Annotated in this window: 12 protein-coding genes; 10 read left to right on the plus strand and 2 right to left on the minus strand. The window is 59.4% G+C overall.

The annotated features are described in order from the left end of the window. The first annotated feature begins 360 nt into the window (after positions 1-360). Positions 361-2217: an ABC transporter ATP-binding protein gene (locus C7477_RS13520; protein WP_110752990.1), complete on the plus strand. Its 1857-nt coding sequence runs from the start codon at positions 361-363 to the stop codon at positions 2215-2217. A 325-nt stretch (positions 2218-2542) separates the two neighbouring features. Further along, positions 2543-4390, plus strand: coding sequence for an ABC transporter ATP-binding protein (locus tag C7477_RS13525; protein WP_110752992.1), 1848 nt, complete (start codon positions 2543-2545; stop codon positions 4388-4390). A 17-nt stretch (positions 4391-4407) separates the two neighbouring features. Here C7477_RS13525 and C7477_RS13530 read toward each other — a convergent pair whose 3' ends face one another. Both C7477_RS13530 and C7477_RS13535 read right to left on the minus strand, forming a co-directional pair. Beyond that, on the minus strand, positions 4408-4659 hold the full coding sequence (locus C7477_RS13530; protein ID WP_110752994.1) for a toxin-antitoxin system HicB family antitoxin: 252 nt from the start codon (positions 4657-4659) through the stop codon (positions 4408-4410). After that, positions 4656-5057 carry a putative toxin-antitoxin system toxin component, PIN family gene (locus tag C7477_RS13535; protein ID WP_245411836.1) on the minus strand — a complete coding sequence of 134 codons (402 nt, stop codon included), beginning with the start codon at positions 5055-5057 and terminating at the stop codon, positions 4656-4658. Before C7477_RS13535 ends, C7477_RS13530 begins: the two co-directional genes overlap by 4 nt. Positions 5058-5263: 206 nt before the next feature. On the opposite strand from C7477_RS13535, the gene C7477_RS19230 reads away from it, so the two are divergent. From C7477_RS19230 to C7477_RS13575, 8 genes are all read left to right on the plus strand, one after another. After that, entirely contained in the window at positions 5264-5488 is a 225-nt protein-coding gene (locus tag C7477_RS19230; protein WP_342633280.1) for a toxin-antitoxin system TumE family protein, read from the plus strand. Next, the gene (locus tag C7477_RS13545; protein ID WP_110753000.1) at positions 5485-5859 is read left to right on the plus strand and encodes an HVO_A0114 family putative DNA-binding protein; all 375 of its coding nucleotides are present in this window, start codon (positions 5485-5487) and stop codon (positions 5857-5859) included. The genes C7477_RS19230 and C7477_RS13545 overlap by 4 nt, the downstream gene beginning before the upstream one ends. A 146-nt stretch (positions 5860-6005) precedes the next feature. Further along, positions 6006-7121 carry an alpha/beta hydrolase gene (locus C7477_RS13550; protein ID WP_181418421.1) on the plus strand — a complete coding sequence of 372 codons (1116 nt, stop codon included), beginning with the start codon at positions 6006-6008 and terminating at the stop codon, positions 7119-7121. 26 nt (positions 7122-7147) lie between these two features. Then, positions 7148-7558, plus strand: a complete 411-nt coding sequence (locus C7477_RS13555; protein WP_110753002.1) for a cyclophilin-like fold protein — start codon at positions 7148-7150, stop codon at positions 7556-7558. 101 nt (positions 7559-7659) lie between these two features. Further along, on the plus strand, positions 7660-8553 hold the full coding sequence (locus C7477_RS13560; protein ID WP_110753004.1) for a LysR family transcriptional regulator: 894 nt from the start codon (positions 7660-7662) through the stop codon (positions 8551-8553). A gap of 203 nt (positions 8554-8756) precedes the next feature. Next, a complete protein-coding gene (petA, locus tag C7477_RS13565) occupies positions 8757-9320 on the plus strand; it encodes a ubiquinol-cytochrome c reductase iron-sulfur subunit (protein ID WP_110753027.1) in 564 nt (187 codons plus the stop codon). 60 nt (positions 9321-9380) lie between these two features. Beyond that, positions 9381-10667, plus strand: a complete 1287-nt coding sequence (locus C7477_RS13570) for a cytochrome b (RefSeq protein ID WP_110753006.1) — start codon at positions 9381-9383, stop codon at positions 10665-10667. Between the two features lie 21 nt (positions 10668-10688). Further along, complete coding sequence (locus C7477_RS13575; protein ID WP_110753008.1) at positions 10689-11552, plus strand: cytochrome c1; 864 nt, start codon at positions 10689-10691, stop codon at positions 11550-11552. Positions 11553-11964 lie beyond the last annotated feature (412 nt).

Here is an 11964-nt window from a genome sequence, read left to right on the forward strand (position 1 = left end):
TTTAATGCGGACACGTCGGCGAACAGTGGTGGACGACAGGTTCGCGCCCTCCCTCCCCCTTGCGGGGAGGGTGGCCCGAAGGGCCGGGTGGGGGTGGTCACGTTTGCGTGACGATCGTCACCAAAAGCGCAGACGTCACCACTCCCATCCGCCCGCTAACGCACCCTCCTTCCCCGCAAGGGGGAAGGAGGGTGCGGGCCGGTCTGGCTCAATCATCCGCATCAAGGTCCGTCATCAATTCGTAATGCATGGATGAATTGGAAGCAATGCTGGCAGCTAAAACCCTCGCTAAAAGAAGCGGGATTGGCTATCCGTGCGCTCTTGCCGGAACCGCAAGGCCGCCGCATATGAGGATGTATCATGTTCCGCTGGTTCGAAGACAGAATATACGCCTATCCAGAAGGCGAACTTGGCGAGCCGCCGCGGGGGCTGCTGGCGTTCTGCCTGTATTATACACGAGGCGTCCGGCTGTGGCTCGGGCTGATGGCGCTTGGGGCGGCGGCGATTGCGGCGCTTGAAGTGTCGCTGTTCGCGTTTCTCGGCAATATCGTCGATTGGCTTTCGCATCAGTCGCGCGAGACGTTTCTGACAAGTGAAGGCTGGCGGCTGGCGCTGATCGCGGGGGTGGTGCTGGTGGTGCTCCCGGCGGTGGTGCTGTTTCATTCGCTGGTCATCCATCAGGCGCTGCTCGGCAATTTTCCGATGCGCGTGCGCTGGCTGATGCACCGCTATCTCATCCGCCAGTCGATGACCTTCTTCCAGGACGAGTTCGCGGGCCGTGTCTCGACCAAGCTGATGCAGACCGCGCTTGCCGTGCGCGAGACGGCGATGAAGCTTCTCGACGTGCTGGTTTATGTCATCGTCTATTTCTCCGGCACGCTCGTCATCGCCGCCTCGGCGGATTGGCGGCTGATGATGCCGTTTTTGGTGTGGGTGGCGGGCTATATCGGGTTGCTGCGCTATTTCATCCCGAAATTGCGCGCCGTCTCGGAAGAGCAGGCGAATGCTCGCTCGACCATGACGGGCCGGATCGTCGACAGCTATACGAACATCGCGACGGTCAAGCTCTTCTCCCATTCCCGGCGGGAGGAGGCGTATGCCCGCGAGGGCCTCGTGACCTTCCAGGATACGGTCAACAGCCAGATGCGGCTGGTGACGAAATTCTCCTTTTCGCTGTATCTCATGAACTGCCTCTTGCTCTTTGCCGTCGGCGGGATCGGCATCGCGCTGTGGCTTGGGCAGGCGGTGATGATCGGCGCGGTGGCGGTCGGCATCGGCCTCGTGTTGCGCTTGAACGGCATGTCACAGTGGATCATGTGGGAAATGTCGGCGCTGTTCGAGAATATCGGCACGGTGCAGGACGGCATGAACACGATCGCACGGCCCCAGCTTGTCATGGACGCGCCGGGCGCGCCGGCGCTGCAGGTCACGAAGGGCGAGATTGCCTACGACAATGTCCGCTTCCATTACGGCAAGGGCAAGGGCGTGCTCGACGGTCTGTCGCTGACGATCAGGCCGGGTGAAAAGGTCGGCCTTGTCGGGCGCTCCGGCGCGGGCAAGTCCACGCTGGTCAATCTGCTGCTGCGCTTCTACGATCTGGAAGGCGGGCGCATCCTTATCGACGGGCAGGATATATCAAAGGTGACGCAGGATTCATTGCGCGCCAATATCGCCATGGTCACGCAGGATACCTCGCTGCTGCATCGCTCGGTGCGCGACAACGTTCTCTACGGCCGTCCGGATGCGACCGAAGAGATGATGCTGGATGCGGTGCGGCGCGCGGAGGCGGGCGATTTCATCCAGTCGCTGAGCGATCCGCATGGGCGCCGGGGCTTCGACGCGCATGTGGGCGAGCGCGGGGTGAAGCTTTCGGGCGGCCAGCGCCAGCGCATCGCCATCGCCAGGGTCATCCTGAAGGACGCGCCGATCCTCATCCTCGACGAGGCGACATCGGCGCTCGATTCGGAGGTGGAGGCGGCGATCCAGGACAATCTCTACCGGCTGATGGAAGGCAAGACCGTCATCGCCATCGCGCACCGCCTTTCCACCATCGCCGCGCTGGATCGCCTGATCGTGATGGACAAGGGGCGGATCGTCGAGGACGGCACGCATGAGGAACTGATCGCACGGAGCGGAATTTACGCCGGGCTCTGGGCGCGGCAGTCGGGCGGGTTTCTCGGGTTCGACGACCGGGCGGAGGAGGTGGCGGCGGAGTAGGGGGCAATTTTTGTCTTGCTGGCGCCCTACGGCACCTCCTCTGTCCTGCCGTGCCGGGCGCGCGCCTTCCCTCCCCCTTGCGGGGAGGGTGGCCCGTAGGGTCGGGTGGGGGGGTGACGCGTGCGCCATTGTTTCCAGTAAAAGCGCAAACGTCACCACCCCCATCCGCCCGCTAACGCGGGCAGCTTCCCCGCAAGGGGGAAGGAGGGGGCGAACTACCGGCAGGACAGAGAGGACAGAGGGGGCGACGTAGAGCGCCAGCGTTTCTGATACGACAACCTTACTCCCCTATTCCCTTACTCCCTTATTCCCCTAGAATATCAATATGAACGCCATTTACAGCCTGTTCGAACGCTGGGTCGATCCCTTCCGCAAGACGGACGATCTGCGTCCGCCCGGCACGACGTTGCGTTTTCTCTGGCATTATGCCGGGCAGGCGAAGGGGCCGCTTCTGCTGGCGCTGCTTGCCTCCGGCTTGCTGCCGCTGGTGGAGGCGGGACTTTTTTATTTCACCGGGCGGCTGGTGGATATTCTGAACCAGGCGCCGGACAGGAGCTGGACGACGCTTATCGCGCGGGCGGGGCCGGAACTCATCTTCATGGCGGTGACGGTGCTTTTCGTCCGCCTCGTGGTTACGGCGCTCGGTGCGCTGGTGGAAAACCAGACGATCGCCCCCGGTTTCTACAATCTGATCCGCTGGCAGGCGAATGCCCATGTGCTGCGCCAGTCCTATGCCTTTTTCCAGAATGATTTTGCCGGGCGCATCGCCACCAAGGTGTGGCAGGCGGGGCAGGCGGCGGGGGATTTCATCCTCACGCTGATTCAGGTCATCTGGTATATGGCGGTCTACAGCGTCACGACGCTGATGCTCATCGGCAGCCTCGACTGGCGGCTGGCGGCGATTGTTGTGGTGTGGATCATCGTGTTCGGCTTCATCGGGCGGCATTACCTGCCGGTGATCCGGCGGCAGGCCGAGGAGGTCTCCGAGACGGGCTCGATGATCAATGGGCGCATCATCGACAGCTATTCGAACATCCAGACGATCAAGCTCAATACGCCCGATGGGGACGAAGCCTATCTGCGCGAGGGGTTCGATCGCTTTCTGGGCGCGCTCCTGCCATTCTTCCGGTCGCTGACTGGGGTGCGCATGGCGCTGACGGCGCTTTCGGGCCTGATGATCGTGGCGGTGGCCGCGCTTTCCATCGATTTGTGGACCAAGGGTGCGATGACGGTGGGCGAGGTGTCGTTCACGCTCGGGCTGGTGTTGCGGCTCAACATGATGCTGCACCGGCTGATGATGCAGCTCAACGGCATGTTGCGGGAGCTTGGCCTGATCGAAAACTCGATGCGCCTCGTCGCCGCGCCGCTCGGGCTGGAGGATCGTGCTGGCGCTAAGCCGCTCAAAGTCACCAAAGGCGCGATCAAGGTCGATCATGTCATCTTCCACTACGGCAAGGAGGGCGGGGTTCTCGATAATATCAGCCTTTCGATCAAGGGCGGCGAGCGCGTTGGCCTTGTCGGCCACTCCGGCGCGGGCAAGACGACGCTTATCAACCTGATCCTGCGGCTCTTCGATGTGGAGAAGGGGCGTATTCTGATCGACCGGCAGGATATCCGCGACGTGACGCAGGTATCGTTGCGGCAGGCTTTCGCCGTGGTCAGCCAGGAAACAGCGCTGCTGCACCGCTCATTGAAGGATAATATCCTGATTGCACGCAGCGACGCGTCGGAGGAGGATGTGCTCGCCGCCGCGCGGCAAGCGGAGGCCGATGAGTTCATCGCCTCGCTGGAGGATTTCAAGGGCCGCAAGGCGTTCGAGGCGTTTGTCGGCGAGCGTGGGGTAAAGCTCTCCGGCGGCCAGCGCCAGCGCATCGCCATCGCCCGCGCGATCCTGAAGAACGCGCCCATCCTCATCCTCGACGAGGCGACCTCGGCGCTGGATTCAGAGGTGGAGGCGTCGATTCAGGAGAACCTCCACAGCCTGATGGAAGGCAAGACCGTCATCGCCATCGCCCACCGCCTCTCCACCATTGCCCGGCTCGACCGGCTTGTGGTGATGGATCACGGGCGCATCGTCGAGGAGGGGACGCATGAGGAGTTGCTGGCGCGGGGCGGGATTTACGCTGGGCTTTGGGCAAGGCAATCGGGCGGGTTTATCGGGCGGGAAGAGTAACGGCAGTTGATCCCGATTCACTCTATGATTTCATCGCCTTTGGCGGGCAGCTTCCCCTTGCCGGCGCGGCCAAGAATTTCGAGTGCTTTGGGAATATCGGCGCGCGCGGCGCGTTCCTGAAAATAACTCTCCGTTCGCAGCGCTGAAAGCTTTTCTGCAACCGCAACATTGATAAGCTGGTTCAGCGCCACGCCTTCGCTCTCCGCCACCTTGCGCGCCTCGTCGAGAAGCGAGGGCTGAAGTCTCAGCGCGAAATTACTTTTCCTCATATCCTTACCTCCAGTCGTTTCCATGCTTCGCCCGGTGAGATTGCCTCAATTCCGAATTGCCAGGCAGCCTCACTGAAATCGCGGATGTTGAATGTCACTATGGCATTCGCGTTCCCGTTCACTGCCGCTTCGAGCACCATATCGTCGTCTGGGTCTCGAACCATTGGCCGCCACAAAAAGGCGAGGCGCACGGGTTCCGCCACGGCTGCCACCGCATCGAGCAAGGCGTCCACATCTTCGATGTTCAATCTGGATGCCTTCAGATGCTCCGACCGCGTCATGACCGCCTGATACTCGACCATCAATGCTACGGAGACAACGATCGTCACCCGCTTCTCCAACGCTCCCATCAGCAGGCGACGGGACGCGCCCGCATCGCTGCGGATGGCTGCGATCATGGTTGCCGTATCAAGCACTAGCCTCATGCCATCATATTGGGTGGAGTTTGTGATATTGCAAGTGATATTGCTCGGATGGGAAGCGTAACGAACATTAGTGTTGTCGTATTTGACATCGTTTTATGCAGATATTATTTGTAGACAGCATGAAGGCTCAGAAACTTTTTCATGAGAAGCGTATCCTCGGCGATGGTTCAATCGTGGAAATGGTCATCTGGGAGCTGCCATATCCGGTGCCGGGCAGTACGCATTCGTACAAGTACCGCCTATTCTTCGGGCGAGACGGCAAGCGAATAGTCGGTTTCGATAATGAGCGTGGAAAAGGCGATCATTGCCATCTCGACGGTATCGAGCGTTCCTATGTCTTCATCAGTGTCGATCAACTCAAGGATGACTTCCTTGCGGAAGTTGGAAGGAGATTGAACCAATGAGCCGGGCAGTTATTCAAATCCGTCATGAGCCGGACGACATGGCAGCAATCAAGGCGATGGGAGAGCGTTTCGCCGCCGCCTGGAAAGCCGGCGAGCAGCAAGAGCCCGTGGCGGTTTTCACGTTCAGTTCGCCGGCGCAGCTATTCTCCGTCCTGACGCCGAAGCGTTGGGAACTGATCGAGCACCTGCAAAAAATTGGCCCCTCCAGCATTCGAGGCCTTGCGCGTTCGTTGGACCGCGGAATCAAGCGGGTTCATGAAGATGTGTCGGCTCTTGTGGAATGGGGGTTGATAGAAAAGACCGAAGATAACAAAATCTGGGTTCCCTATGAGGAAATCGAAGCGGATTTTGTTTTGACGGCTGCGGCATAGGGACGACGCGCGCCTCCCCGCCATCTGACATTCATGAATTCTGCTCATAGCAGCAAGCTGATTGAACGGGCTAATCTTCCTGCCGCGTCGGACCTATCTTCCTGCTGGCGTCGCTCAATCGGAGCGCGACAACAGAGGAGACCCGAATGGCTGACAAGCATCATCCTTTAGACATGAACGACGAGCGCCAGCCGGATATTGGCCGCCGGAAGCTTCTCAAAGCGACAGGAGCCGGCGCGGCGGCGCTTGGCGTCATGTCGATTTTCAGCATTCCTTTTGCAGAGGCTCAGGACATGTCCAAAGGCGCGAACAATTTCTACAAAAGCGATCGGGTAACGCTGGAGAAGGTCACTTTCAAAAGTCAGTACCAGGCCAACGTCGCGGGAAATATGTTTCTTCCGAAGAATATCGACAGGAACGCGCGCTATCCAGCCCTCGTCGTCGGCCATCCGATGGGCGCCGTGAAGGAGCAGAGCGCGGATCTTTATGCGACGAAAATGGCGGAACAGGGTTTTGTCGCCATGTCCATCGATCTGCCCTTCTGGGGTGAGAGCGAGGGCCAGCCCCGCAATGCCGTTTCGCCGGATTTTTATGCCGAGGCTTTCAGCGCCGCGGTCGATTTTCTCGGCGCGCAGTCGTTTGTGGACCGCGAACGCATCGGCGGCATCGGTATTTGCGGCAGCGGCAGCTTCATCATCAGTGCGGCCAAGATCGACCCGCGTTTGAAAGCCATCGCGACGGTCAGCATGTATGACATGGGGGCGGCCAACCGGAACGCGCTCAATCATTCCCTTTCCATCGAGCAGCGCAAGCAGATCATCGCGGATGCAGCCAAACAGCGCTACGTCGAATTTGCGGGCGGCAAGACCGAATATACCAGCGGCACGACGCATCAGCTCACCGCCGACACCCACCCCATTCAGCGCGAGTTCTATGATTTTTACCGCACGCCGCGCGGCGAATTTACACCGGCGGGCGGTTCGCCTGAAACCACGACGCATCCGACGCTGACGAGCAATGTCAAGTTTATGAATTTTTACCCGTTCAACGACATTGAGACGATCTCGCCGCGCCCGATGCTGTTCATCAGCGGCGATCAGGCTCACTCGAAAGAATTCAGCGAAGATGCCTACAAGCGCGCAGCCGAGCCGAAGGAACTCGTGTGGGTTTCCGGCGCCGGTCACGTCGATCTTTACGACCGGGTCGATCTGATTCCGTTCGACAAGCTGACAAGCTTCTTCAATCAGCACCTCGCCGCGTAGGCGGGTTGCTGACAAGGAGAACGTCTATGTGGCGCCTTTCGTTGATTGCCGCTGGTTTCACCCTTCTGTCGACAGGACATGCCATGGCGCAAGAACGCATCCGGATTTCCTCCGAATGGGGAAATGTCACGGCTGAACTGGCCGACAACGCTGCGGCGCGTTCGCTGTTGGAGCTGTTGCCGATCACGATTGAAATGCGGGACCATCTGCGCCAGGAAAAGACCGGCAACCTGCCCGCATCCCTTCCGGAAGTCGCGCGGCGGCGCGACTTTTCGGCTGGGACGCTTGGCCTTTGGGGATCTGATCATTTTGTGATCTATTATCGCAGCGGGCGCATTCCTGAGCCCGGAATTGTCATTCTCGGCAAGGTAACGGGCGATGTCTCGATTTTCGACCGCGCCGGCCCGATTTCTATCCGGATTCAGCATGTGAGATAGGCAACGCCAGAGCTGGCCGTCGCCAGGCCGCCATTCACCTGCTGTATTATTTTTGGCCGCCCAGTGTACAATGAGCCTCTTATTATGAGAGGGCTTCATAAGTGGCGCGCGAAAACATTAACGATCTGATGGCTTTTCTGGTCGTTGCGCGCGAGCGCAGTTTTACCAAGGCCGCTGCCAGGATCGGCGTTTCGCAATCGGCATTGAGCCACACAATACGCCAGCTGGAAACGAGGCTCGGCGTCCGGCTGCTTACGCGGACCACCCGCGCCGTATCGCTCACCGATGCGGGGGAACGTTTGCTGAATGGCATTGCGCCTCATTTCGATGAGATCGAGGCTCAACTCGATGCTCTCGGAGAATTGAGGGATAAGCCTGCGGGCACAATTCGCATCACCGCGTCAGACCATGCGATCAAGCATGTGTTGTGGCCCAAGCTGTGCAAGTTTTTGCCCGAATATCCCGAGATCAAGGTCGAACTGGTCCTGGATAATGGGCTTACCGACATCGTCAATGAGCGTTACGATGCCGGTGTGCGCATGGGCGACCAGTTGGCGAAGGATATGATTTCGGCCCGGATCAGCCCCGACTTTTGTCTCGCGGTCGTCGGGTCTGCCTCCTATTTCGCCAAATACCCACAACCCGTTCATCCCAGTGATCTTACCGGCCATGCCTGCATCAACTTCCGCTTTCCCGGATCGGGACGTCTTTATGCATGGGAGTTCGAGGAAAACGGCCGTGAAGTAAAAATCCGGGTCGATGGCCAGCTAACCTTCAACCATATTTTTCATTCGCTCGAAGCCGTCCTTGACGGCTTTGGCCTTGCTTACATTCCCGAAGAAATTATCCTGCCTTATGTCGAGGATGGACGGCTGATCCGGGTCCTGCGGAAATTCTCTCCATACTGGGACGGCTACCATCTATATTATCCGAGCCGCCGCCAGTCCTCTCCCGCCTTTGTCGCCCTCGTCGAGGCGTTACGGCATCGGGAATAGCGAAGGTGGGAAGAAGTCGTAAATTCTTTTTCACTGCAGCCTGCGACATCGTGCCGTCCTGCCATCCTCCCGTCTGGACAAGCTACAACATCACCCCTAGAAACCTTGGCAGCATGCCGGGGGATTCCGCCGGCCCATTCGTCATGGGCCGAACTCATGAGGGGGTGCGGAGCCTCGCGGGAATGAGGAAAGGGATGGGTCTCGTGAGCGCACACGATACGGCTGAGCCGACACGGCGTGATTTTCTCTATATCGCAACAGGGATGGCCGGCGCTGTTGGCGCCGCGGGTCTTGCTTGGCCTTTCATCGACCAGATGCAGCCGGACGCCTCGACACTGGCAGCCGCTTCGATCGAAGTAGACATTTCATCCGTGACCGAAGGCATGTCGCTGATCGCCAAATGGCGCGGCAAGCCGATCGTGATCCGCAACCGTACGCCGAAGGAAGTTTCTGATAGCGCGAACACACCGATTTCCGATCTGAAAGACCCGATCGCGCGCAATGCCAATCTGCCGTCGGATGCGCAGGCCACCGATCTCAGCCGCTCCGCCGGCAAGGGCAAGGAAAACTGGCTCATCATGATCGACGTATGCACCCATCTGGGCTGCATTCCGCTTGGTGAAGAGGGCCAATTCGGCGGATGGTTCTGCCCCTGCCATGGTTCGACCTACGATACGGCCGGGCGCATCCGCAGCGGTCCGGCGCCTGAGAACATGCATATTCCGCCGTACGCGTTTCTCTCCGATACGCACATCAAGATCGGCTAGTGAGGATATCCGCGTGATCTTGTCTGAGGTCATGCTCTGAGGGTTTTTGGGAGACACGATATGAGTGGCGGACATTCCACCTACACGCCGGGGACCGGCATCGAAAAATGGATCGACGCGCGGCTGCCGCTGCCGCGGCTCATCTATGATTCCTTCATCGCCTATCCGGTTCCGCGCAATTTGAACTATGCCTATACGTTCGGCGGAATTCTGGCGATCATGCTGGTTTCGCAGATCCTGACCGGCGTGGTGCTGGCGATGCATTATGCCGCCAACACCGGCATCGCATTCGACTCGGTCGAAAAGATCATGCGCGACGTCAATTATGGCTGGCTGCTGCGCTACATGCATGCCAATGGCGCGTCGATGTTCTTCGTGGCCGTTTATTGCCACATCTTCCGTGGTCTCTACTACGGCTCCTACAAGGCGCCGCGCGAGCTTCTCTGGATCCTCGGCGTGATCATCTATCTCCTGATGATGGCGACGGCGTTCATGGGCTATGTGCTGCCGTGGGGGCAGATGTCGTTCTGGGGCGCGACCGTCATCACCGGCTTCTTCACCGCATTCCCGATCATCGGCGATCCAATCCAGACCTTGCTGCTCGGCGGCTTCTCGGTGGATAATCCGACGCTCAACCGCTTCTTCTCGCTGCATTATCTGCTGCCGTTCATGATCGCGGGCGTGGTCGTGCTGCACGTCTGGGCACTGCATATCACCGGCCAGACGAACCCGACCGGCATCGAGGTCAAGTCGAAGACGGACACCGTGCCGTTCACGCCCTATGCGACCGTCAAGGACGGTTTCGCCATGGTGCTGTTCTTCATCCTGTTCGCCTATTTCATCTTCTACCTGCCCAATTATCTCGGCCATCCCGACAATTACATTCCGGCCAATTCGATGAAGACGCCGGCCCATATCGTTCCGGAATGGTACTTCCTGCCGTTCTACGCGATGCTGCGCGCCATCACCTTCAACATCGGCCCGATCGATTCCAAGCTCGGCGGCGTGCTTGTCATGTTCGGCTCGATCGCGGTGCTGTTCCTTGTGCCCTGGCTCGATACGTCCAAGGTGCGCTCGGCCGTCTATCGTCCGTGGTACAAGCTGCTGTTCTGGCTGTTCGTGATCGACGCCATCCTGCTTGGATGGCTCGGTTCGCGCCCGGCGGAGGGCATCTATGTGCACATGGCGCAGGTGGCGACGCTCTATTACTTCGCCTTCTTCCTCGTCATCATGCCGGTTCTCGGCCTGATCGAGAAGCCGAAGCGGCTGCCGAACTCGATCACCGAGGCGGTGCTGGAGAAGAACAAGGGCGCAGGCACTTTGGCTGCCGCGGAAACCAACGGCTGAGCGAAAATTAAGGACTGTCCCATGAAAACGATCCTCACCGGCCTCGCTACGCTCAGCCTCGGTATCGCGCTCGCCATCGGCGGCGCGTTCGCCCAGGATGACGCGCACAACGCGGCGGAGCCGACGCATTTTCCGATTGAAAAGCCGCGCCAAGAGAAATGGTCCTTCTCAGGTCCGTTCGGCACCTATGACAAGGGGCAGCTGCAGCGCGGCCTCAAGGTCTACAAGGAAGTCTGCTCCAGCTGCCATTCGATGAACTTGGTGGCCTTCCGCTCGCTGACGGAACTGGGCTACACGGAAGACCAGGTGAAGGCTTTCGCCGCCCAGTACGATGTTCAGGACGGCCCGAATTCGGACGGCGAGATGTTCACCCGCAAGGGCATCGCGACCGACTATTTCCCCTCGCCATTCCCGAATGAGGAAGCGGCGGCGGCCTCCAACAACGGCGCGGCGCCGCCGGATTTCTCGCTGATCGCCAAGGCGCGGGCGGTGGAGCGCGGCTTCCCGACCTTTATCTTCGACCTCTTCACGCAATATGCCGAAGCGGGGCCGGATTATATCCATGCGCTTCTAACGGGGTATGACCACACGCCGCCCGAGGGCATGCAGGTTCCGGAAGGTACGCACTACAACCCGTATTTCATCGCGGGCAAGTCGCTTGCCATGCCGAAGCCGATCTCGGACGGGCAGGTCACCTACGATGACGGCGCGCCGCAGACGGTCGATCAGTATTCGCGGGACGTCTCGGCTTTCCTGATGTGGGCCGCGGAGCCGCATCTGGAAGAACGCAAGCAGACGGGCTTCCGCGTCATGGTTTTCCTTGTGCTGTTCGCCGGCCTTGTCTATCTCGTCAAGCGGCGTGTATGGGCGAATGTTCCGCATTGAGCGGCATCGTTCTCGTTGTCGAAAAAAGGTTTCAAACGGCACCGCCTTTGTTTGACAGAGGCGGTTTTTTTATGCAGCTTTCAGAGCGAGTATATACTGCCTGCCTGCCTGCCTGCCTGCCTGCCTGCCAATTCAGAAAATATGATTGTTGTGGAGTATGGGGGGAGGGCGGCGACTGTCCATAAGGGGCAGCGTAGTCGCGTTAGCCTGTGACCATGCATCGAGCGAGATTCCTCGTCGAAGCGTATCCGCTCGCGGCTTCTCGCCTATTATCGACGGTAATGCGAACCTGGTGTGAAAGTTTTTTGAAAATCGTCATTTTGCGTGTTGACAGTTTCGTTGGGTGGGGCCTATAAAGCGCCACAACGAAGGCGGCGGCGCCGCTGGCGGACGAAGAGTTCGCCCTCGTGAC

It is taken from the genome of Paramesorhizobium leguminum (assembly GCF_003217235.1).
GTDB classification, from domain to species: domain Bacteria; phylum Pseudomonadota; class Alphaproteobacteria; order Rhizobiales; family Rhizobiaceae; genus Paramesorhizobium; species Paramesorhizobium leguminum.